The following is a 22,417-nucleotide window of genomic DNA, read 5'->3' on the forward strand; positions in this document are numbered from 1 at the left end:
ATTTTCTGGCGTTTCTACTTTTGTTTTCCTATAAAAAACCGGAACGGACAATATTTCGCTCCTGCTTCGTCACTTTCAGATAGTTTTTGCTCTATAGATTCTACTACCTTTGTCTAGAAAAGTCAAGGGTTTCTTTAAGGTTTTCTTTTTCATAAAAAGGAGTTTTTTTGTAAAGGGTTTTAATGAAAAAATGCGTAATAAATAATTACGCATTTTTTCAACAACTAGAAAATATATTCAATTATTTGGTCAATTTTCGCCATATCTTTTAATGGCAAATGCTCAATTTGACTTAATTTTCTTTCAGTGAAGTCCAAAGACTTCAGTTGTGAGATCACTACTTGTCCTTGGGTTTCTATGTCATCGGGCAACGTATATCGAGTGGGAATATTTTTAATGGTGGAAGTAATCGGGCAAATCACAGCAAACATGGTTTTCCGATTAAATTCATATCTTGACACGACTAAACCAGGGCGTCTCTTCTGAATTTCTTTACCTGCAGCAGGATCAAAATCAATCCATACAATATCTCCTTTTTTGGGAATGTACTTCTTTTCAACGTTCATTAAAAAAGTTCTCTCCCCTCAGGTGCAAGATCATGCCACTCATCTTTTTCATAATACTCACCTTCTGGACCTTCACTAAATGGATCCTGAATTTTAGGGACTAATGTAATTGTACCGTCGTCAGAATACATCACAATATATTCTTGGTCGACTTTTGGTTTTTTACCATTATCAGTGGGTAAAGTTAAAACGACCGAGCTTCCTTGTCTTCTTGATTTAGTTGTTAGCATGAAATCACTCCCTTCGCTTCATTATACTATGCCTTTGCAATGATGGAAAGAATTTTAAATCACACTTAATGTGACTGAGTTTACTATATAATGCGTGTGGGACAAAAATCACTTTGGATTTTTGCTCCACGCTCAAAAACTGATAAACGGCGGGAACAGAAGCAACACTACGCGTTGCTCCGATCTCAACAACTTCTAAGGTGTTTTCTCGACATGCGTCTCGTCACAGTACAGCCTTCAAAAGAGCTACAGCTCTAAGAGTTGCGATGTTTCACTGTGAAGCATGAACAGATGAAATCATCGTACCTACTTGGTTCTCGGAGTTAAACGCTTCTGGCCCGACCTCCTTTTCCCCTATCTTCTATTCACACAAAAAAACGAATGCAAAGATGCATTCGTTTTTGACTAACCGCCACCTAATAAAAAGTCTAGGACATTCATGCCGCCGCTTGTTTGGCTGCGGTAAAGTTCGGTGTAGCCGCATTGGGTACAGCTAATTGTAATAAATTTTTTATTTTGAACATCAAAAATTTTCGCAAAGTTCCCACCTGTTGCTTGAAATTGGTCCGACACATAGTGCATGTTGCCACATTTCTCACAAACATATTGTTGCTTTTCCATTCCCCTCACTCCTTCTCAATAAAACAAGTATAGCAAACGCCTGCTTCATTTTCCTCCATCCTAAGATGGATTTTTTCACTAGTTGACCAAGCCTTTTCCTTTCCGCTACAATAAGCATAACGAATCGGAGGAAAAAATATGTCGACAAAAAGCCAAGTCCTAACTTTATTGATGAAACAAACGCCCGCATTCCTTTCGGGCGAAGAGATGGCACAACGTCTGTCCTTATCTCGCACAGCTATTTGGAAAGCAATTAATGAATTGAAAAAAGATGGCTATCAAATTACTAGCGTGCAAAATAAGGGGTATCGCCTTGAGAAATCAGATGTCCTTTCTGCAGAAGGCATTCAGTTGGCATTATGGCCACAAACACCGCCTTTAACAATTACCGTCCTAGAAACATCTGAATCTACCATGACCGATGCTAAGCGGGCGATTTTAGACCAGACGCCCGACAATACATTGATTGTTGCTGACATGCAAGAAATGCCGCGGGGCAGGTTCGGCCGACCGTTTTTCGCTACGCCAGGTAAAGGGATTTACATGAGCATGGTGCTTCAACCGAACCAAAATTTTGAAGAAATCGCCCAATATACTGTGATTATGGCCGTAGCGGTCGCTCGAGCAATGGATGCTCTGGCAGGCGTTCACACAGAAATTAAATGGGTCAATGATCTTTATTTAAACGGCAAAAAAGTTTGCGGGATTTTGTCGGAAGCCATGAGCAATGTGGAAACAGGGCAGATTTCTAATGTTATCATCGGCATGGGGATTAATTTTTCAATTACAGAAACCGAATTTCCTGAGGACATTCGGCAGAAAGTGACTTCTCTTTTCCCAGATGGTGAACCGACAGCGACGCGAAATGAATTAGTCGCCAACATTTGGAATCATTTTTATCAAATTTTAGACGAACGTTCAACGAAAGACTTTTTAGAAGAATACCGACAACGCTCCTTTGTGATTGGCAAAGACGTCGCTTTTACCCAAAACGGGCAAGACTTCCGCGGCGTTGCGACAACCATTAATGGAAATGGAGAATTGATTGTCCAGTTGCCTGATGGCACGGCCAAAACGTTGTCTTCTGGGGAAATTAGTTTGGACCAGATTGGTGAATGGCGTCGAGGATAAGTGGGGAAGTTTAGAAAAAGAGCAAGAAAGCATCTGTCTAAATTTAAACAGATGCTTTCTTGCTCTTTAAAAATCAACTTCTTTTTGTGCTAACATTTCGCACAATTCTTTTGGGAAATTCGTATAGGGATTTTCATTGATTTTCATTTCTTCTAAAGGAGACAACCAGTTTTTATTCGTATTCTGAAAAGCAATAGCTACTTTTTCTTCAAGATACTTACATACTTCTGCGCCTTTAAAATTTCGATAACTGTCTTTTAAATGCAGAACTTTCTCTAATCTCCCATATAAATTTTCTCTAGTCATGTATCGATTGACTTCCTCAAAGTGAAGTAATAACCAGAGTTCAAAGCATTCATTTGAAAAAATTATCTTGATTTCAGGACGATGTCGTTGCGCACATCTTACCGCGTTTTCAATCGATTCTGTGGTTTGTTCGTCCTTGTCATACATAACATAAAACAAATCATAATTGTCTCGCTCCGCTTTTCCCATACTCCGAATACAGGAAACGGCGTATTCGACCAACGCCTCTCCTTGACGTCTACATGTTTTTACTTTGAGTTTACTTTTAATATTGACTGCAGAATATTTTCGTTTAATCAATCTAAGGTAAGCTTCTTCTGTTTCTCCTTCGCAAAAAATCATGACATTTGGTTTTAATTTCTTTCCTTTTTTTACCCTTTTTATTTTTGGCATACCAACTTCTACTCCTTTACCTTCACTGCCTGAACGATTTCACTTCGATCAATATGAGGAACACCACCGAACAGACCATTTAAATAACGGCGATAATATGTGATATCTCCGCGACCTTTTTTTGGGTCTGCTTCAAAGTCATACAAAGCGTATAATTCGCTGGCGCCACGATAATTCTTATCTGTGAAGTAAATTTGATCCTTTCTCAATTGATTATCCATCAAATGAAGTTCATGGGAGGTCAAGATAAATTGTGTATTCGTCTCTATGGCATTGAACGCTTCTAACAATGTTCCTGACAACTCTTGATGAAATGCATCATCAAATTCATCAAAAACAAAAACTTTTTCTTCTGGATTAAATAAAATATTTAGCGCTAAGCCAATTAATTTTTTCGTCCCAGAAGATTCCAAATCATAATGAATACGTTCTTGTCCGACCACTTGATTCATTTCGTCATATTGGTTATAAACAGAGTACAGCGAATACAGACTTTTCTTGACTCGACCGATTTCAATGGTCGGGTCTTTTTCTTGGATAATTCGTTCTAAAACAGCGGCTAATTTTTCTTGTTTCGAGTAATCTTCCTCTTTGTCTTTCACAGGAACCAGATCAACCATGTTCATATCCGCAAGTTTCAAAAAGTTCAAGACTTTCTCTTTGTCTTTTTCATTGCTCAGCCGTTCAATATTCCATAAAGACCCATCAAAAATAACTAACTGATTGGCAAACCAACGAACGACATTCGTAGCGTGCTGATCATTTTTTGATTCCAACGTATGGATAACTAACGAATTAGACTTAATTTGTGTTTGGTATTCTTGATATTTTTCTGGAAAAACGGAAGATTCCGCACCGTCTCTCTTAAAATAATAAACAAAATCATCCTGCGTTTTGTCATAAATCTCTAAAGATTCCTTAACTACTTCGCGCGCTGTGTTAGCTAACGAATAGCGATACAAGACACTGTCATTAATAAATTCAATGGTCATAACAGATGGGCTCTGTTTAGTGAGAGGGTCTAACGCAAAAGGTTCATATAATAAAGCATCATTAATCGAAGCTTGTTCTCTTAAAACTAATGTTTTTAATGCATTTAACCCACTCACTAAATTTGATTTTCCTGAACCATTTCCCCCAAAAACAATGGCACTCTTCAGTAACCTTAGTTTTTCTGGGTAATTTTTAGGTTTCACTTCGAAACGATTATTGACATACTTTCGTAAATACGCACCTGTTTGTAGGGAAAGTGTTTGTTCCTCTTTAAAAGATAGAAGATTTTTGACTGTAAAATTAACTAGCATGCTGTTCACCTCCTCGTTTTTTCATCTATTCTTTTATTATATCGTTAAAGACTGATGCTGTAAAACGTTTTTCCGTTTTTAAAATAAATTTCCCGAAATAACGCTTTTCCCCCACACCTTTAAATTTATTTAAAAAACAATAAATTTTCTTAAACTTCATTGTGAGAACCGCTGCATAAATTCTATACTTCTAGCGTTAGATAAAATAACCTTGTTAGGTGAGGCTCCTATCCAAACATAGGCTATTGCGCAGAAATGTCGAAAGACACCAATGTGTAAAACAGGAATGGTCGAATTAAGGCTCTTCTAAAAATAGCTAAGAGAAATCTTTACGTTGGATAGTGCTAAAGCTCAGACGATGAGAACCGATTGGCTTGCTGTGTCCTGTTTAGTCACAAGCGCTTATTTACGATCGATGCTGGCTTAGTCTACTCTTTCAAGGGAAAAAGAAAGGGATTCTCATGCAAACATCGAATAAAAAATTTCCACTTTATGCCCTAACAACGCTTGGTTTTACTTTCCTCACTTTGTTAGTGGCGGCTAGTCCAAATTGGTTTCAACAAATGGACGAAGCTATCTATCACATCAAATGGCAATTAAATGCCCCACTTTTAACAGCAGTCAATCTGTTAGCAAAAACAGCCACGATTGGACCAATGCTGCTATTCTTCTTATTATTGATGGTATACCTTTTACGCAAAAAAGAAAAAATCCTAGCCTTTTGGGCTGTCAGTAACCTATTAGCTGTCGGCTTTTTAGGGAGCGTTTTTAAACATGTGGTGGGTCGGGCTCGACCAAACCTAGGCGCTTTAGCTGACCGGAGCTCTGCTAGCTTTCCCAGCGGACATTCATTATTAGCAATGGCGCTAGTCTGTACGATTTTGATCGTTTTGGCCTATCTTCATGTCGAAAAAACCAAAGGCATCAAAATTTTCTTACTCACTTATTTAGTTTTGATTGTGTTAGGTCGCTTAATCTTACGCGTTCATTATCCTAGTGATGTCATCGCTGGTATGCTCCTAAGTTATAGCTGGATCAACTTTTCATTTCAAATTGTTCAACGTTATTTGCCGACACCTGAACCAGAGGAAGCAGAAGTACCGACACAACGCCGGCGCCGCCATTCTCGTAAAAGAAAAAGTTTATTCGTGGTCTTCAGTTTAACCCTTTTATTTTTAGGCACACTTTCTGTTTCGGCTTACGGCGTCAGCATGTATCGCAATTTGCAAAAAACGGCGAACACCATGTATAAACCAAGAAAATCTTCCACGAAGAGTCCCGATTTAGCCAAAGGAGAACCGGTTAGTTTCTTAATTATGGGAATTGCGAATGACTCAAAACGCAAAACCGATTACCGCTCCAACGCCTTAATGGTGGTTACAGTGAATAATCAATTACAAAAAACTACCATCACCAGCATCCCGCGCGACTACTATGTGGAAATGGCTGGCACCAATGGCGAATACAATAAAATCAATGCGGCCCACGTTTTCGGTGGTGCCGATATGCAAATCAAAACGGTTGAAAATGTCTTGCACATCCCAATCAATCATTACTTTTCAATTGATATGGATGCTATGAAGGACCTTGGCGATGCGGTGGGCGGCGTCACTGTTGACAATGCCTTTGCTTTTGACGCTGAAGGGATTCATTATCCGAAAGGCAAACAGCATTTAGGTGGCTGGGAAGCTTTACAATACGCGCGCATGCGTTACGAAGACCCTGAAGGCGACTATGGTCGTCAACGCCGCCAACGAGAAGTTTTAATCGAATTAACCAACAAGCTACTTTCTTTTAACAGCTTGCTAAAATATCAAGAAATTCTGGACGTAATCGGCGAACATGGAGAAACCGACTTGTCCTTTGACCAAATGATGGCGATGCTAAAAAAATACACCCCCGCACTAAAAACGATTGAAACCGATCAATTAAAAGGCTACGATTACACTGGCGATGGCGTGACAGGGATTGAAGGTATTTCTTATCAACTTGTGGAAGAGAGTGAACGCCAACGTGTCGAAAATGCCATCAAAGAACAAATGAACCTCTCTACGAAAGACACTGAACAATCGCAATAACGACTAAAAAGCAGCGCCCCTTAATGAAAGGGGCGCTGCTTAACTTTGCCTAGTTAGACGGTCATTTCAAAAATATTAATTTTTGTCACCGTTAGTAACGGCTCTACATCAGAGAGGTATGTTAGCGCATAGCTCTCTTTTCATTACCATTATAGTACAATTGCCTAAAAAATATATTGTAAACTAATTATTTTTCAGTCCTACATGGTATAATCTATGTGTAGAGAAGTTATGGTGGAGGCAAGCGCACAAGAACATGCGCTTTGCGACGAGAATCGCAACGAAGTGAGAAGCGTAGGAGCAGAGACTTTCCCCTTTCGGTGGTGGTGCTTATGAATGTAAGTGCTAAAATCTATGAAAGGAGTAGGCCTTTTGTCTATCGCAGAAGCTTTAGCTCTGATGATTAGTTTCGGCTCTTTTATCGCAACGTTAATCTTCGGAATCCTAAAAGCTGTTAAAGAAGACAATAAAAAATAACCGTCAACTTTAGCGAGTACGGTTATTTTTTATAAATCACTAAAAATCGCTACCGTCTGAAACGGCTCTACACTAGAGAGGTATGTTGGCGCATACCTCTCTTTTCATTGCTATTATAGCACAATTACCTAAAAAAATATATTGTAAACTAATTATTTTTTAGCACCACATGGTATAATCTATGTGTAGAGAAGTTATGGCGGTGGCTATCCAATCTGAAAGAGAGGTGATGCGTATGCACGTATTTCCGAAATTCACAGAAAGGAGAGGCCTTTTGTCAGCATATGAAACAATTCAGACAATTCTTGGGTTTGGTATGTTTACCATTGCTTTGATTGCGCTGATTGTGAAATTGCTTAAAAATGACAATAAAAAATAACCGTCTACTTTGACCAAGCACGGTTATTTTTAAATAATAAAATTGGTCACCGTCTTAAACGGCTCTACATCAGAGAGATATGTTGGAAGCATATCTCTCTTTTCTTTATCATTATAGCACAACAACCCTAAAAAGACCATCAATAAAAAATGCCCAAGCCTCCTATTAAAGGCTCGGGCATTTTTATTTTAGGGACCAGTCACTAAATTCCAAGTGACCGCAGCATTGTACTGTTGTCCTTTGGTTCCTTGATTGGCTGGCACTTCTAATTTAATGTTCTCAAACGTAAAATCCAGTTGGTAGACGTCACTACCTGTGAACTGTTGGTTTGCGACAACACTGGTTGCCACATTATTCGCCGTTAAGCTCAAAGAACTAGTCTTACCAACTGCTTTGATTTGTTCGGTTGCTTCGTTATAATTTGTAAAACTTGAAACATTCGCTGGACCTAACAATAAACGAGTCGCTGTTGGCAGACTATCTGTGGTTGCTTTCGGTTGAGATAGTTGCGCTGTCATCTGCCAATTCGGTTGATTTTTCTTAATTCGTAAGTAAGGATTGCGTGTACCATTTTCGTAGTAATCGGCCGCTTTTTTCAAGCCTGATTGTTGCGTTTTACTAGCAATATTCATTTTTCCAAAATCAAAGGTTGGCACGCTGATAAAGCCTTCTGCTGTTGGTGTAATTGTTCCTTGGGTTGTATCTGTCAGACGTACCGCATCCGCGGCGCTCACTGTCGCAAAATTGCCTGTAACATCAAGGGTTGCCGTCAAGCGTTGGTCTGATGTTCCTGAAATTTCGGTGCCAACAAGCGTCACGTTGGCTGTTTGACCTGCCGGTATTTCAAGACCTGTTAAGCTGATTCCTTCAGACCAAGTAGTCGCCGTTACTGGATAAATTTTCGGTGCTTGTCCGTCCAATTGGACAGAAAGTGACGTCGGCGTACCAATTCCTGCAGGCCAAGTAGTCGCTGGTTTCACTGTCAGCGTTTTAAGTGGTGCCAGGCTGGTATTTTTCAGTGTTGCCACCCAATCTACACTATCGCCATTATTCACAACACGGTTGGTGCTGGTCAAAGTTAAAGCAGCAGTCGGCGTTTCTTCTTCATAGACCGCCGTCATATCGTCATTATCATCAAAATCCACCAAATAATTAGGAGTAGCCGTTGTTTTTAAGGTCGTTGGCTTGGTGGTTCCTTTATACCAACCAACAAACTTATAGGTTTTTGCCCCAGCCGCATAAACGCTTGGTAAAGCTTTTGAAGCAGTGTAAGTAAACGGATCACTGGTGATCGTGACTTGATTCCCTTGCGTAAATCCTTGAGGTGGCGTGATTTTTGCGCCAGATTTATCTACAAAGTTTTCAGTCACTCGGCGATTGGTCGCATAGTAATAGATTGGCTTATTAGGATACATTTCTACGCCTGTTGGTGCCACGCTACTTCGAATTAACGTAGCTTTGTACAAACTAGAGAAACTTTGTGTAGGCTCTTCTTTCCAATGAAACTCAATTATTTTGTATTGATTGGCTTTGACTTTCGAAGCAGAAAAGTAAGGTGGTTGTGCCCCCGCATCATACGGATTACCACTAAACATATTCTCAACACGCCCTGCAACTGGATAATCTAGTCCTTGGTAGTTGGCAGGTTTGGTAAAAGAAATTTCTTGGTATTGTCTTGGAATCGTAATCAATGAATTTTTTGTTCCATAGAAATTCATCTGGGGAGTCAATACATATTCCTTTTGCGGGATCGTCAAAGTTTTAACGTTGCCTGTACTGTCGACAGCTGAAACATTACTTAAAACCGTACTCAGCCCATCGATTGTTTCAACAATATCAGTAGTCACCTGAAACCCTGTCGGCTGAAGCAATTGCCCATCTTCCCCAACAAAACCAAATGTCACCGTGTTTCCGCCGTATTTAATTTCTTCGTAAACAACGGTTAAATCATCGTTATCGTCAAACGTTGTATCATACTCAGGCGTTCGACTCGTTTCTAACACCTTAGGCTTGGTTTTGCCTTTATACCAGCCTTTAAATCGGTAAGCTTTATTGTTTAAAAAATAACTAAACGGCAATTCCTTTGCCAATTTAAAATGATAAGTATCACTGTCAATCACCGTTTGATTCCCTTGCGTGAAGCCTGTAGGCATCGGTACCTCAGCACCTGCTTCATCAACATAGTGTTCAGTGACGCGGCGGTTTTCTAAGAAATAGTACATCGTGTTATCGGTCGTGAAATAAGCTGGATAAATCTCGGTCGTCGCCATGTTTAAAGTTGCACTAAATCCCGTGTTGGTAACGTCAGGTTGCCAACTACTTCTGTACATACGATAGCTATGAGGCGTCGGTAAATTATATAAACTATAGCGAGTGCCATCCGTTGTTATCCGTTCATCTGCCTGACCACTAATATGCCTTAACAGCGTTGTCGCCAAAGGATAGGCGGTCGTTGAGCCAGTGTAGAATGAACCAGGTGTGACTGTTGGAATTTTATAGCGCTTGGGAATAGTCAACCGAAAATCGGTTACCCCAGAAGAAGCAACTTTAATTTTAGGTACATAGGTTAGTGTTTGGCTAGGAACGGTTAACTGTTTTAAATTGCCTACATTAGCGCCTGTAATAGCCCCCACCTTCTGGACCACCTTATCCTCGACAGTTGTTAAGTTCGCCTGAATGTCTACATTCGTTGGCGCAACAAGCGCCCCTTTTTCATCAACAAAGCCAAACTTATAGGTAACTTCTGGAATAGTAGTGGTCATTTCATCGACTTCATCATAAAAAACATATAAATTGTCGGCATTATCATAAGTGACATCGAACTCTGGCGTCAATGAGGTTTCTAACTTAACGGCTTTCGGGTCCGCTGGTCTTGCTGACCCTTTGTACCAGCCTTTAAACTGGAAATGACGATTCCCAGAAGAGTAACTTGCTGGAAACGCCTTTGGTGCTTTATAGTGAAAATTGTCTGAATCAACCACTGTTTTTGAAAGACTGGCATTATACCCTGTAGGATAGGCAGGTAAAGCGCTTGGTACCATGGTACTATAATAAATATTAACCCGTCTGTTGGGTACATAATAGTAAACCGTGTCATCCGTCGTATAATAAGCATTGACACCACTTGTCGTGGCCAGACTAAAGCCATAAGCAAACTTAGTCTTTGATACATCACTGTTCCAAGCAGTTGTAGTAAACTCGTATTGCTTCGGAATAGTTCTAGCCAACTTAAAGCGTATACCACTCTCATCTATTTCTGTTACTTCATTGTTTGGGACGCTAACTCTCTTAGATTGAGCGATTGGAAATGTCGTGCCTGTATGATAACTAGTGGGGGATATTTGAGGTAAATCATAGTAATCAGGTAAACGAATCTGACTATTCTGAACCCCCGAATACCCCGTATTTCCCGTACTATCATCATCAGCCAACATCACTGTCGGCACCGTCATTTCTTTAAGATTACCGACATTGCTTGTGACAACCTCACCAACTTTGCCAGAAGTACCTTGCGCTTCAACCTTCATTACATCGCCAGTAATCGTGACTTTAGCGGGATCAATATAATTACCCGCTTCATCAATAAACGCTAATTTATACGTTTTGGCGGGAACAGCAACAGTACCTGCCCGATTTTCTCGTTTGCTCCCTTGCTGTGAGTCAGGCATAAGCGGAACAGGCTGATCCAGTTGAACGTTTTCAGAAACTTCTGCCACTGGCGGTTCTTCTGGTTGCGCTTCTGCCACCGTTGTTGTAATTGGTGGAATCACTGGTAGTCCTCGAAGAGGTGCTCCGCTCTCTGAACTTTCTGGTGGTGCATCAGTTTGCGGTTCTTCTTGTGGTTTTTCTTGAGTGATATTTGGTGCGTTTATGGTTTCAGCAACTGCTGGGATGCCATTTAATGAACTGATTAGTAAAGAACCACACAAAGCGATTGCAAATAAACGGTTTCTTTTTTGATTCATGCCATTCTCCTTTTTTATGTAACTTTTTATTGTTATTTTTATTGTCCTATGTATGATTTTTTGTATGATTTTCATTTTATCAAAAAAAGTCCCCGCTGAAATTTCAAATTTTGATACGACAACTTGATATTTTCAATGATTCCTTTCATACCAAGGAGGAGCGGCTGTATTTTGGTAAAAAACAGCCTGGAAATCAGTGGAATTCACCATTTTCTCTCTAATTTCTGCTGATTTTTCTTGATATTTATTGAAAAAAACTCAAAATGTTAGTAATAAGAACTAACATTTTGAGCTTTTCTTCTCTATTCTTAACAATTAGGGAACAGGAAAATCTTTTAAAGCTTAAAAATGACAAGAAAAAATAACCGTCTACTTTGACCGAGTACGGTTATTTTTAAATAATTAACATGGTCACCGTCTTAAACGGCTCTACATCAGAGAGGTATGTTAGCGCATAGCTCTCTTTTCATTATCATTATAGCACAATTTCCTAAAAAAATATATTGGAAACTAATTATTTTTTTGTTTCGCATGGTATAATCTATGTGTAGAGAAGTTATGGCGGTGGCTATCCAATCTGAAAGAGAGGTGATGCGTATGCACGTATTTCCGAAATTTAGAGAAAGGAGAGGCCTTTTGTCAGCATATGAAACAATTCAGACGATCCTAGGGTTTGGTATGTTTACCATTGCTTTGATTGCGCTGATTGTGAAATTGCTTAAAAATGACAAGAAAAAATAACCGTCTACTTTGACCAAGTACGGTTATTTTTTGTAACTAAAAAGGTCACCGTCTTAAACGGCTCTACATCAGAGAGGTATGTTGAAGCATATCTCTCTTTTCCTTTTCATTATAGCACATTTTCCCGAAAAGTACGAATAAATTTATCGTTAATCTTCGGAATCCTAAAGGTTGTTAAAGAAGACAAGAAAAAATAACCGTCTACTTTGACCAAGTACGGTTATTTTTAAATAATTAACATGGTCACCGTCTTAAACGGCTCTACACTAGAGAGGTATGTTAGCGCATATCTCTCTTTTCATTATCATTATAGCACAACTTCCTAAAAAAATATATTGGAAACTAATTATTTTTTAGTTTTGCATGGTATAATCTAAGAGTAGAGAAGTTAACACGGTGGCTATCTAATCTGAAAGTGAGGTGGTGCGTATGAGCGTACTTCCAAAATTTACAGAAAGGAGAGGCCTTTTGTCAGCATATGAAACAATTCAGACAATTCTTGGGTTTGGTATGTTTACCATTGCTTTGATTGCACTGATTGTGAAATTGCTTAAAAATGACAATAAAAAATAACCGTTTACTTTGACCAGTACGGTTATTTTTAAATAATCCAAAAAGTCACCGTCTTAAACGGCTCTACACTAGAGAGGTATGTTACAGCATATTTCTCTTTTCAATGCTATTATAGCACAACGACCATCAAAAGACCATCAATAAAAATGCCCGAGCCTTAGAAAAATAAGAGGCTCGGGCATTTTTATTTTAGGGGCCAGTCACTAAATTCCACGTGACTGCGGCTTGGTATTGTTGGCCTGCCATGCCTTGGTTGGCTGGCACTTCTAGTTTGATGTTAGCAAACGTGAAGTCTAGTTGGTAAACGTCACTGCCTGTGAACTGTTGGTTTGCGACCACCGCTGTTGCGGTATTGTCGGCGGTTAAAGTCACGGTGCTGGTCTTGCCAAGTGGTGTCCTGGTTTCTGTTGGTTGGTTGTAATCGGTAAAGCTGGCAGCAGTGGCCGTTCCTAGCAACAAGCGAGTCGTTGTTGGCAGGCTGTCTGTGGCTGATTTCGGTTGTGACAGCTGCGCCGTTAAACTCCAATTGGCTTGGCTAGTATTCAGGCGTAAATAAGGGTTGCGAGTGCCATTGCCGTAGTAATCTGCGGCCTTCTTCAAACCATATTGTTGCTTACTTCCTGAAATTGCTAGTTTACCAAAATCAAATGTCGGGGTACTAATAAAGCCGTCGCCGTCAGGGCTCGTAATTTCTTGATCTAAATCTTTAATACGGACCGTATCTTTGGCGGTTAAGCTGCCAAAGTTGCCCGTTACCTCAACATCAGCGGTTAAAACTTGACCAGGTTGACCGGTCACGGTGGTTCCTAATATGTTCATTTTTAATTGACCGCCAGCTGGTAAAGGCTGATCCAACGTGATGGACACTCCTGCACCGGTCGTCCATTGTTCTTTGGTGACAGGAAAGGCTTTGGTGTTTTGACCCGTTCCTTGTACAAATATCGTGTTGGGTGCGCCGATGCCAGCCGCCCAAGTTGCCGTTGGCTTGATTTTAATGGTGGTTAACGGCGCTTCGCCTGTGTTCTTCAGTAGTGCTTCCCAGTAGTCCATTGTGGCGCCATTTTCGATTATGTCAACGGCACCTGTTAACGTTAGTTCCGCGGTGGGAATCGCTTCTTGGTACACAGCGGTCATGTCGTCCTCATCATTAAAAGTTGGTGTAAAACTTGGGGTCGTTGTCGTCTTTAATGTTGCTGGCTTGGTTTTGCCTTTAAACCAGCCTTGGAAGATATAGGTTTTTTCACCAGCTTGGTAGATCTTCGGTAAAGCTTTCGTGGCGGTGTAGACATAGTTTTCACTGTCCATCACTAGCTGGTTTCCTTGTGTAAAGCCAGTTGGTGGCGTGATTTTTGCACCACTATCATCTACAAAATGTTCTGTGACCCGCCGATTTTCTAAGTAATAATAAATGGTGCCATCGGGGGTCGATAAATTATAGTTGCCCCCAGCAGTTCCTGAATAGATACTCATTGAGTAAAGTGTCTTCGTGGTGTCCCACGTCCAATAAGAACGGCGGGCAGTATAGCGCGTAGCACTTTTTTGGGTCAAGTTATACGCAGTGGTCCCCACTAAACTACTAACAATATTGTCGGGGTTTTCGATGCCACGGCGCACTTCATTTGGCACTGGATACTTGGTTTTATCCCCTGTATACGCAGTAGTTGGTTTAATCGAAATCGTCTGGTAATACTTAGGAATTTCAACACTCACTTCTTGCGGGCCATAAGTTACGATTGTCCCATCGTCTGGGCGTGTGTAGACTTTTTGCGGGATGGCTAATTTCTTTAATTGACTTGCTGGCATATCGATTCCATCAATTGTGGGAAAAGTCGTCATTTCCCCTGTGGCTCCGTCACTTTCACCCATGGTCGCACTTAGCTTAAACTTGGCGGGATTAATCAAGTTTCCTTGCTCATCAACATAGCCGAACAAAGCTTCTCTCGCTGGCAACGTATAGGTTTTCATCACTGCTTCTTCATAGACCACATGCAAATCGTCATTGTCATCATAGGTCACCGCATAACTAGGCGTTTTGGTGGTTTCCAACGTGCTAGGTTTCGCATTCCCTTTGTACCAGCCTTTAAATAAATACGTCTTCCCATCACTGCCTGTGTAACGCTCAGGCAAGGTGCCTTCTTGGGTAAAAGTAAAATCCTCCCCCGTCACAATGGTTTTCTTATCCTGCGTAAAACCTTCTGGCACAGGAATCGCCCCGCCTGCGGGATTCTCAAATTTTTCCGTGACACGCCGCTTGGTTAAATAATAATACACAGGACCCGCTGTTCCTCGTCTTTGGTGCGAACTAGTTGGACCGCCGACATCTCCATAAAAATAGGTCAGCGCATACGTAACGCCTCCTGGTGCCGTAGCTACCGTATATTTAAACGTCTTTTTAGGACCAAACGTCAGCTTATTGGGCATTTTTTCATTGGTTAACTCTAATTCCGTCTCCGCATTGGCGCCCACATAGTTCGTCACTTTGCCCCCAACGTTCGCAAAAACCGTTGGCACTGGATATTGCGTAGTGTCTCCTGTATAAAACGTACTTGGTCGAATGTCCAGGCTTTGATACTCCTTAGGAATAGTAAACGACACTTCAGAAACGCCATAAATGTTACTTGGATCCCGATTGTTGGTATCATATTTAAAAGCTGGTGACGTTGGAATAGACAGTAACTTTCCGCCATTCACAGTGGTGGGCTCAAGGGGGGTTCGTTGTAATTTCTCTTCATAAAACGAAAACGAAGAAAGATTGACCGCCATCGTAATTCGGTCGGGATCAAACAACGTCCCGTCTTCCTCCACAAAGAAAAAGGGAATCTCGCGCCCTTCCACAGAAGAATAACCAATCGCTCGAGAAGCAATTCTCGCCGTTTCCTGTGGCGGCACTGTTTTCGCTTCACTAGCGACCGTTGCCTGTGACTCTTCGGTTGTTTGCGTCGTCTGGCTCGCTTCGTCACTAGACTGAGATGTTGCTACTCCTTGCTCCGTCGCCCCAGTAATCGTTTCCGCTAACACAGTCACACCAACCACTGAATCCATGAACAAAGAACAACTTAACCCAACAACTAGCCATCTTTTCCAATTTACTCGCTTCATCTTGCTCCTTCTTTCTATGTAAAAATTCAATCTATAGTCTCTATAAAGTCCTTTCTTAATCAGTATCCTGTTATTATCGATACTGATAACTAGCATTTTTATTTATTTTACCAAAGAACACACCGCTTGAAATTTCAAATTTTGACATATTGAGTGCCGTTTTTTAGTGATTCCTATCCTTTCAAGGCTGAGCGCCTCTGTTCTCTTTGAAAACAAGTGTTATTTTAGCGAAAATCAAGGATTTAAACGCTCTTTTGATGAACCCCAACTGCTTTTTCCTTAATATTTAAACCAAAAAGCTCAAAATGTTAGTGATAACCACTAACATTTTGAGCTTTTCTCACGATAACTTAACTATTTTAAGGACCTGTAACTAGGTTCCATGTAACTGCGGCCTTGTATTGTTGCCCTTTAACACCTTGATTGGCTGGCACTTCAAGTTTGACATTATTGAAGGTGAAGTCCAACTGGTAAACATTACTACCTGTGAATTGCTTGTTGGCAATAATACTCGTTGCTGTGTTGTTGGCTGTTAAGCTAATGGCACTCGTGGTACCGACCGTATTTTTCAACTCGGTTGGTTGATTGTAATTGGTAAAGCTAGAGACAGGCGCCGCCCCTAATAATAAGCGGGTCGCTGTAGGCAAGCTGTCTGTCGCTGATTTTGGTTGTGACAGTTGCGCTGTTAAGCTCCAATTTGGTTGAGTTTTCTTAATTCGGACATACGGATTGCGTGTGCCGTTGCCGTAGTAATCCGCGGCTTTTTTCAAGCTGTGTTGTTGCTTACTTCCTGCAACGCCCACTTGACCGAAATCAAAGGTTGGTACACTAATGAAGCCTTCGGTCGTTGGTGTGACTACTTCTTGATCATTTGGACGAATTCTCACGAAGTTATCCACTGCACGATCTTTAATACCACCAAATACTACAACTTCTGCTTTCAAAACAGTGTTTGGTTTCCCTGTTGCGCGAGTTGTGAAAGCAACTGAAACTTTTTTGCCGATAGGAACGGCATTTGGTAAAGAAACCCCATTTGTCCAAAGTGTACTATTTACTGGGATTGATTTTGTCGTTTCTCCTTCTGGTGTCACTTCCATGAAGGTCGGGATCGTCAGACCAGCTGACCAATTGGGCCCTTTTTTCAAGGTAAGATTCTGTAAGGGTGCTTTGCTGGTATTCGTGATCGTTGTTGTCCAGATTACATTGGTATTCGTATCGATCACTTCTTTTGGTCGAGTTAATGTGACACTAGCCGTTGGTATTTCTTCCTTATACATGGCGGTCATATCATCATTGCCATCAAAAGTCGCATTGAACGTTGGTGTTGTGGTTTTGTTCAACGTACTTGGCTTGGTTTTCCCTTTGTACCACCCTTGGAAGGTATAGACTTTGCCACCTGCAGTATACGTCGCTGGTAAAGCTTTTGCAGCTGTGTACTTGAAGGTGTTACTGTTCATTGGTACTTGGTTGCCTTGGGTGAAGCCTGTTGGTGCAGTAATCTTGGCACCGTTGGCATCCACGAAGTTTTCGGTAACTTGTTTCCGTGTGACTTTGTAGACTAATTTCGCATCATTGGTGGGATTGTTACTGAACAACTCTGTAACAAATCGATAATACCTTGCGTCAGAAGAACTAAGACTATGACCTACAAGCATGCCCAAAAATCTACCATCAACATTAGAAAAATTCGTTCCATCTGTCTTGAAGTTTAGCCCATTAATCTCTGTTGTAGATATACTCGATGGTATCGGCGCCTTGTTCGAGTCTATCACTGTTGAAAGATCAGATCGATAATCATAGCTATAAACATTCAAACCGCTACTTTGAGCTGTTTCTACTCGAATGCTATCAACATATTTTAACTGTTGATCAATTGCCAACTTGTCTAGCTTAAATTGAAGCCTGTTCGTTGTACTAATTGGCTGGCCATTATTATACTTTTTCAACAACTCATGGGACAATGGGATACTGCCATTATTAATACTTACCGTATATTGCCCACTGCCATTATTTTTTGATGTTACGTCATATAAATCAGTTCTTAAGGACGCACTCGTACTTTGCGCATAGTACTTACCACTAAAGGTTAACGCTGGTGTGAAAGCTCCGCCTTTTTCATTCACAAAGTTCATATTGACTGATGGATAAAAGGTTGTAATTGTCTCTTCCTTATACATCGCTGTCATATCATCATTGCCATCAAAAGTAGCATTGAACGTTGGTGTTGTTGTTTTGTTCAACGTACTTGGCTTGGTTTTCCCTTTATACCACCCTTGGAACGTATAGACTTTGCCACCTGCAGTATAAGTCGCTGGTAAAGCTTTCGCCGCTGTGTACTTGAAGGTATTGCTAGTCATCGGTATTTGGTTACCTTGGGTGAAGCCTGTTGGTGCGGTGATTTTGGCACCGTTGGCATCCACGAAGTTTTCAGTGACTTGTTTCCGTGTGACTTTGTAGACTAACTTCGAATCATTGGTAGGATTGTTACTGAAAAGGTTCGTATGAAAAAGATAAATTCCAGTAGAACTCACGCTACCGCCTATGGTCATGCCTAAAAATCTAAAACTAGTATTGGAAAAATTGGTTCCGTCTTTACTAAAGTTTAGTCCATTAATATCTGCTGTAGACAGATTAATCACCATAGGCGCTTTACTCGAATCGATTATCGTTGAGCTACCAGATGTATACTCATAGCGATACTGATTCAAATTGCTACTTTGAGCAGTTTCTACTTGAATGCTATCAACATATTTCAATTGTTGATCAATTGCCAACTTGTCTAGTTTAAAACTAAGTGCATTTGAGCTGATTGGCAGATAGCCATTCGTATACTTTTTAAATAACTCTTGGGATAACGGGACACTACCATTGTTAATACTTACCGTGTATTGTCCATTACCCTTACTTTTTGAGGTCACGTCATATAAATTGGTAATTACCTTGTCACTAGCTCTTTGTACATAATACTTACCACTAAAGGTTAACGCTGGTGTGAAAGCCCCACCTTTTTCATTCACAAAGTTGACATCTAATGATGGATAAAAGGTTGTAACTGTCTCCTCCTCATACACTACATTCAAATCGTCATTGTCATCGTAGGTCACTTGATAACTTGGCGCTTTGGTAGTTGTCAATGTGTTGAGCATGGACTTGCCTTTGTACCAACCTTTGAACTTGTAGGTCTTACCACCTGTTGTATAGGTGTCTGGTAAGGTGCCTGCTTGTTTGAAGGTGTAGGCATCGCTTGTGATTGCCGTTTTTTTGCCTTGGGTGAAACCTGTTGGCGGTGTGATTTTGGCACCGTTGGTATCCACGAAGTTTTCAGTAACCTTTCGATTGGTTAATTGGTAGTAAATCGTACCTACTGGTACGAAATAACTGCCAAATTCATTTTCTGCACTTGTTACAAATAAGCGACTATACATATAATCTGATTTTTCCGTCATGTTCGAAGTTGGATTAAATTCGGCCATCTTAAACTGCGTATTTGTCACTTTTTTCAATCCATAGAATGTCGCTGGACTGTCTGTTCCATTTAGTAATGTGTTATCCCCTGTCTTGTATCTATTCAATGTAGCTTGTGTATACTTACTGCCTTTGTAAACAGCCAAATTTTCATAATATTTCGGAATCGTTACTTGAGTGTTGGTCGTTCCATAATCATTCACACCGCCTAAACTAATATCCGCTGAAATCGTTCTAGCAGGAATGCTCACTTGTTTCGTCATTCCTGAATTAGTACCACTCACCGTACCTAGTTTCAAATACGCAGAGTTAATTTCTCTTTGTAAATCAGTTGTGATGGTAAATGGTGTTGGCGAAGTAATTTCCCCTGCTTCATTCACAAATTGGAAATTCACTGTTTTACTTGGAAAACTAAATGGCACAGCTATCGATTCTTTATATACCGCCGTCATATCGTCATTGTCATCATACGTTGTGTTATATGTTGGTGTCGTACTTGTGGTTAACGGGTTGGGCTTGGTTTTCCCTTTGTACCAACCTTGGAAAGTATAGGTTTTCGTGCCAACTTTATAGCTTTGTGGTAAGGCTTTTGCCGTTGTGTATTTATAGGCATCACTTGTGATTACCGTTTGTTTGCCTTGCGTGAAACCACTAGGTGCCGTGATTTTAGCGCCGTTGGTGTCTACGAAGTTCTCGGTGACTTTGCGGTTTTCTAAATAATAGTAAACAGGGCCACTCATTGTATAATAATTGATTGGATCATCGATGCCAGACTCTGTCCCAAATAACATTTTCGTATAAAATTCAGGTTGATCGGCTAAAGCATTAAAGCCAAACGTTTGACCCGATAGCTGTTTCAACTTGTTATAAGTGGTCACAGGCATGTGTGACATTTCTACTTGATCTTTATTATAGATTTTCGGAATAGGAAAAGCTGGGTCGGTTTTGCCATCTGATTTGGTAATATTGATTGATTTATACCGTTTGGGCAATGTAAACGTAATGTCACTCGCTCCATAAAACGTATTGACTCGATATTGTTCAAAATAGTTGACAGGCACGGACAAGTTTTTCAGTGTCGCTGTATCTGTCCCCGTTAAGCTACTGCTCATTACTGTTTTTTTATTATTTTCATTTAAAGTAAGATTATACTTCATCTGCACTTGGTCGGGGGCAATTAGTTGGTTCGTCGCTTCATCCACAAAGCCAAATTGATTGGTCGAAGCGGGCAGTTCGTATCCTGAAAATTCCTCATAGACTACATTCAAGTCATCATTTCCATTATACGTAACCCTATAGCTTGGTGTTTTAGTAGTGGTCAAGGTGCTTGGTTTAGATTTACCTTTGTACCAACCTTTGAATCGATAGGTTTTCGTGCCAACTTTGTACGTCTCGGGTAAAAAACCACGTTGTTGGAACGTGTAAGGGTCACTGTTAATGACCGTTTGTCTCCCTTGGGTGAAACCTGTTGGCGGTGTGATTTTAGTCCCGTTGGTATTAACAAAATTTTCGATGACACGGCGGTTGGTTAAGTGATAGTAGGCTGGTCGATTCATCGTATAGTACAATCTATCAACCCGGTTTTTGCCGTAATCGACACGATTCGCACGATGCATAAACAATGGATATCTCAACTTTGCTGGGTCATCAGACATCGCTATATCTTTTGGCGAGTAACTATTGTTTCCTTTATTTATCAAACCTAAATATTCAAGCAAATCTGCTTGCGGAAAAGTATACAACGTAGGAGTGGTAGCAACACCTTCAGTCCTTGATCTTACAATTGAAGGTAATGGATAATTTGAATCAATTCTTCCCGCTCTATTATACAGACTCATCGATGCATAGTACCTAGGAATCTTCATTGAGAAATTGGCATACACTTCTTCATTACCGCCTGATGCTACTGGATCATTGATTGTCGTGGCAGGCATAGTGACACTTTTCAGATTCCCTGTATTTGTAGCACTACCTGCTGTCATGCTCCATTTAAGAGGTGACGTATTCGTTAATTGTGAACCTTTTGCATAACTATACGTAATTGGAATGTTCGCTGGGTTTATCAATTGTCCCGCTTCATTCACAAAGCCGAATTGGTAAGTTCTTGCAGGAAAGGCTACAGCCGCTTTCGGTTGAATGCTTTTTAACTCAGGAATACTAGTTACTTCATTCTCTTGCTCACCGACAGAATCTGCGGCTACATTGGCAGATTCTGTCGTCTCTGTTTTTTCTGTTTGCTCTACTTCTTCCTGACTTGTGTCAGTCGTCTCTTGACTATTTTCCGTGCTGGCTTTCGTTGTTTCTTCCTTAACGCTACTTGCTTGTGTCTCTTCCTGGGCACTACTTTCGGCGGTCGGACTACTTTCAATCGTCACGGTTTCCGCAACTGCCGTCACGCCCGAAAAGGCGTTCATTACTAAAGAACTACACAAGCCAATGGTTGCTAATCGTTGCCATTTATTTCGCTTCATGTCGTCCCTTCTTTCTATGTACGATTCCCGCCAAACCGATTAAGGCGAAGCCGAGAATGCTCAAATTTGCCTGACTCTTGCTCCCTGTACGAGGGAGCGTTGAGCCAGTTGTGGTGGTCTGTGTCGAACCACCACTTCGTTGATCTCCTTGCGGAGGACCAGCTGGTTCCTTGGGATCAGCAGCTGGCGCATCTGTTTTCGGTGGGGGATCTTTAGGAGCGGGTGTTCTCGGATTTTGGTAAAATTCAATCCCCACCGAACTAGAACCACCATCAGACGCTTCAACATTTATAAAAAAACTAGGAGAAGATAGTAGACACACAATCATTAAATAACGCTTTTTTTTCATTTTAAAACCTCCTTTTAACTTACCGATCTTTCTTGCCCTTTTACACAAGAAAGACGAAACAACCTTTTGTTACTCCTCTATAATAACAAAGAAACCCCCAGCAGAAATTGACGATTTTTTCGCACCCCATGCGAAAATTTTGAAGGTTCCTATTCTGACAAGGGTTACAACAGCTGTTATTTAATAATCGGCTCAAAAAAAGAGCGATTTCGGCAAATTTTTACCAAAATCCCCTGACAAAATTTTAAGATTCCGCTCTTTTTAACAAG

General features: G+C 40.6%; 14 protein-coding genes, 1 pseudogene and 1 riboswitch. Of the genes and pseudogenes, 6 read left to right on the forward strand and 9 right to left on the reverse strand.

Going from position 1 to position 22,417, the window contains the following annotated elements:
- Positions 1-224 precede the first annotated feature (224 nt).
- The 3 genes from IGM04_RS12985 to IGM04_RS12995 form a co-directional block, all read right to left on the reverse strand.
- Positions 225-566 (reverse strand): type II toxin-antitoxin system PemK/MazF family toxin, encoded by a 342-nt coding sequence (locus IGM04_RS12985; RefSeq protein ID WP_002354774.1) that lies wholly within the window; start codon positions 564-566, stop codon positions 225-227.
- The gene (gene mazE / locus IGM04_RS12990; RefSeq protein ID WP_002354773.1) at positions 566-796 is read right to left on the reverse strand and encodes a type II toxin-antitoxin system PemI/MazE family antitoxin; all 231 of its coding nucleotides are present in this window, start codon (positions 794-796) and stop codon (positions 566-568) included. The genes IGM04_RS12985 and mazE overlap by 1 nt, the downstream gene beginning before the upstream one ends.
- 405 nt (positions 797-1,201) lie before the next feature.
- Entirely contained in the window at positions 1,202-1,417 is a 216-nt protein-coding gene (locus IGM04_RS12995) for a zinc ribbon domain-containing protein (RefSeq protein ID WP_002354768.1), read from the reverse strand.
- A 138-nt stretch (positions 1,418-1,555) separates the two neighbouring features.
- Between IGM04_RS12995 and IGM04_RS13000 the strand changes: the two genes are divergently transcribed.
- Entirely contained in the window at positions 1,556-2,548 is a 993-nt protein-coding gene (locus IGM04_RS13000; RefSeq protein WP_002358973.1) for a biotin--[acetyl-CoA-carboxylase] ligase, read from the forward strand.
- Positions 2,549-2,614: 66 nt separating this feature from the next.
- On the opposite strand, the gene IGM04_RS13005 is transcribed toward IGM04_RS13000, so the two are convergent.
- Positions 2,615-3,247 (reverse strand): RloB family protein, encoded by a 633-nt coding sequence (locus tag IGM04_RS13005; RefSeq protein ID WP_086318121.1) that lies wholly within the window; start codon positions 3,245-3,247, stop codon positions 2,615-2,617.
- Positions 3,248-3,255: 8 nt separating this feature from the next.
- Entirely contained in the window at positions 3,256-4,551 is a 1,296-nt protein-coding gene (locus IGM04_RS13010; RefSeq protein ID WP_086318120.1) for an AAA family ATPase, read from the reverse strand.
- Positions 4,552-4,754: 203 nt separating this feature from the next.
- Positions 4,755-4,921: riboswitch (M-box (ykoK) riboswitch) on the forward strand.
- A 91-nt stretch (positions 4,922-5,012) separates the two neighbouring features.
- Here IGM04_RS13010 and IGM04_RS13015 point away from each other — a divergent pair.
- The 3 genes and pseudogenes from IGM04_RS13015 (at position 5,013) to pepG1 (IGM04_RS13025) (ending at position 7,485) form a co-directional block, all read left to right on the forward strand.
- Positions 5,013-6,629, forward strand: a complete 1,617-nt coding sequence (locus IGM04_RS13015) for a phosphatase PAP2/LCP family protein (RefSeq protein WP_010820356.1) — start codon at positions 5,013-5,015, stop codon at positions 6,627-6,629.
- Positions 6,630-6,961: 332 nt separating this feature from the next.
- A pseudogene (locus IGM04_RS13020) lies at positions 6,962-7,106 on the forward strand (putative holin-like toxin).
- Between the two features lie 235 nt (positions 7,107-7,341).
- Entirely contained in the window at positions 7,342-7,485 is a 144-nt protein-coding gene (gene pepG1, locus IGM04_RS13025; protein WP_286328473.1) for a type I toxin-antitoxin system toxin PepG1, read from the forward strand.
- A gap of 188 nt (positions 7,486-7,673) precedes the next feature.
- Here the strand turns inward: pepG1 (IGM04_RS13025) and IGM04_RS13030 are convergent, their stop codons facing one another.
- The gene (locus tag IGM04_RS13030; protein WP_086318119.1) at positions 7,674-11,450 is read right to left on the reverse strand and encodes a WxL domain-containing protein; all 3,777 of its coding nucleotides are present in this window, start codon (positions 11,448-11,450) and stop codon (positions 7,674-7,676) included.
- Positions 11,451-12,047: 597 nt separating this feature from the next.
- Between IGM04_RS13030 and pepG1 (IGM04_RS13035) the strand changes: the two genes are divergently transcribed.
- Together pepG1 (IGM04_RS13035) and pepG1 (IGM04_RS13040) are read left to right on the forward strand one after the other, a co-directional pair.
- Positions 12,048-12,191, forward strand: coding sequence for a type I toxin-antitoxin system toxin PepG1 (gene pepG1 / locus IGM04_RS13035; RefSeq protein ID WP_002389461.1), 144 nt, complete (start codon positions 12,048-12,050; stop codon positions 12,189-12,191).
- Between the two features lie 429 nt (positions 12,192-12,620).
- Positions 12,621-12,764 carry a type I toxin-antitoxin system toxin PepG1 gene (gene pepG1, locus IGM04_RS13040; RefSeq protein WP_002392696.1) on the forward strand — a complete coding sequence of 48 codons (144 nt, stop codon included), beginning with the start codon at positions 12,621-12,623 and terminating at the stop codon, positions 12,762-12,764.
- Between the two features lie 189 nt (positions 12,765-12,953).
- Here the strand turns inward: pepG1 (IGM04_RS13040) and IGM04_RS13045 are convergent, their stop codons facing one another.
- From IGM04_RS13045 to IGM04_RS13055, 3 genes are all read right to left on the reverse strand, one after another.
- Complete coding sequence (locus IGM04_RS13045; RefSeq protein ID WP_256924927.1) at positions 12,954-15,863, reverse strand: WxL domain-containing protein; 2,910 nt, start codon at positions 15,861-15,863, stop codon at positions 12,954-12,956.
- Between the two features lie 359 nt (positions 15,864-16,222).
- The gene (locus IGM04_RS13050; RefSeq protein WP_370684191.1) at positions 16,223-21,799 is read right to left on the reverse strand and encodes a WxL domain-containing protein; all 5,577 of its coding nucleotides are present in this window, start codon (positions 21,797-21,799) and stop codon (positions 16,223-16,225) included.
- Positions 21,786-22,148 (reverse strand): LPXTG cell wall anchor domain-containing protein, encoded by a 363-nt coding sequence (locus IGM04_RS13055; RefSeq protein ID WP_086318117.1) that lies wholly within the window; start codon positions 22,146-22,148, stop codon positions 21,786-21,788. Before IGM04_RS13055 ends, IGM04_RS13050 begins: the two co-directional genes overlap by 14 nt.
- Between the last annotated feature and the right edge of the window lie 269 nt (positions 22,149-22,417).

It is taken from the genome of Enterococcus sp. DIV2385, from assembly GCF_051711925.1.
Lineage (GTDB): Bacteria > Bacillota > Bacilli > Lactobacillales > Enterococcaceae > Enterococcus > Enterococcus faecalis.

What these genes read in the sequence shown, in the direction of transcription:
- IGM04_RS12985 (WP_002354774.1), bottom strand. Translation starts at nt 566, where the DNA reads ATGAACGTTGAAAAGAAGTACATTCCCAAAAAAGGAGATATTGTATGG.
- mazE (WP_002354773.1), bottom strand. Translation starts at nt 796, where the DNA reads ATGCTAACAACTAAATCAAGAAGACAAGGAAGCTCGGTCGTTTTAACT.
- IGM04_RS12995 (WP_002354768.1), bottom strand. Translation starts at nt 1,417, where the DNA reads ATGGAAAAGCAACAATATGTTTGTGAGAAATGTGGCAACATGCACTAT.
- IGM04_RS13000 (WP_002358973.1), top strand. Translation starts at nt 1,556, where the DNA reads ATGTCGACAAAAAGCCAAGTCCTAACTTTATTGATGAAACAAACGCCC.
- IGM04_RS13005 (WP_086318121.1), bottom strand. Translation starts at nt 3,247, where the DNA reads ATGCCAAAAATAAAAAGGGTAAAAAAAGGAAAGAAATTAAAACCAAAT.
- IGM04_RS13010 (WP_086318120.1), bottom strand. Translation starts at nt 4,551, where the DNA reads ATGCTAGTTAATTTTACAGTCAAAAATCTTCTATCTTTTAAAGAGGAA.
- IGM04_RS13015 (WP_010820356.1), top strand. Translation starts at nt 5,013, where the DNA reads ATGCAAACATCGAATAAAAAATTTCCACTTTATGCCCTAACAACGCTT.
- pepG1 (WP_286328473.1), top strand. Translation starts at nt 7,342, where the DNA reads ATGCACGTATTTCCGAAATTCACAGAAAGGAGAGGCCTTTTGTCAGCA.
- IGM04_RS13030 (WP_086318119.1), bottom strand. Translation starts at nt 11,450, where the DNA reads ATGAATCAAAAAAGAAACCGTTTATTTGCAATCGCTTTGTGTGGTTCT.
- pepG1 (WP_002389461.1), top strand. Translation starts at nt 12,048, where the DNA reads ATGCACGTATTTCCGAAATTTAGAGAAAGGAGAGGCCTTTTGTCAGCA.
- pepG1 (WP_002392696.1), top strand. Translation starts at nt 12,621, where the DNA reads ATGAGCGTACTTCCAAAATTTACAGAAAGGAGAGGCCTTTTGTCAGCA.
- IGM04_RS13045 (WP_256924927.1), bottom strand. Translation starts at nt 15,863, where the DNA reads ATGAAGCGAGTAAATTGGAAAAGATGGCTAGTTGTTGGGTTAAGTTGT.
- IGM04_RS13050 (WP_370684191.1), bottom strand. Translation starts at nt 21,799, where the DNA reads ATGAAGCGAAATAAATGGCAACGATTAGCAACCATTGGCTTGTGTAGT.
- IGM04_RS13055 (WP_086318117.1), bottom strand. Translation starts at nt 22,148, where the DNA reads ATGAAAAAAAAGCGTTATTTAATGATTGTGTGTCTACTATCTTCTCCT.